This is a genomic window from Oleiphilus sp. HI0061 (assembly GCF_001635675.1).
In genome coordinates this window covers 1-598 of the sequence record NZ_LWFE01000862.1, presented here as the reverse complement: position 1 = coordinate 598, position 598 = coordinate 1, and the positions used below count along the sequence as shown (strand labels likewise).

Here is a 598-nt window from a genome sequence, read left to right as displayed (position 1 = left end):
TCATAATCGGTGTTTGAATCCAGGTTATTAATAACAACGCTATGTTCTGTTAGAAAACGGTTATTTTTAAAAACCGCTCCACCAACCACTTGAACTGTACTTCTAGCCGGTTCATCGGTCTGCCATTCTATTACCACAGATTGGTTGCTAATATTTTTAACATAAGGCCCGGCAATAGTTTTCGGTATTATGCTATCAAGTAGAACTAGCTCCTGGTCGAGACTAAGCGCGTTGTTAAGGGCAAGATCAGATCTTACAAAGGTCGCAAAGCCACTTTCGATTGTTGGAGTATAGGTAAGGTCATACAAGCAGTCAGTGCTGTCTGGGTAAAAACCGGATTCAATACAGGTATCACTAGGGAACAGCAACATAACATAGTTGCCTTCAGCATCTGTACTAGCACTACCACTGGCATGATCCAAACTACGTGTCGATAACTGAAGTAGGGGGCCTTGCTCAGGACCGTGCCAGACCGTGCTGGTTTCGATTGATACATTGGGGATAGGGGCTTTATTAGTATCAAGTACCTTGCCAGACAGGACAAGAAAATCGAACTGTAAATCACGTATTGTATCTACATAAACTTCAAAATCTTCGG

General features: G+C 42.5%; 1 protein-coding gene. It reads right to left on the bottom strand.

All coding sequences use genetic code 11. From position 1 onward, the window contains the following. Window positions 1-598, bottom strand: a 598-nt coding sequence (locus tag A3735_RS30775) for a carboxypeptidase-like regulatory domain-containing protein (protein WP_197485830.1), incomplete at both ends; no start/stop codon positions are given.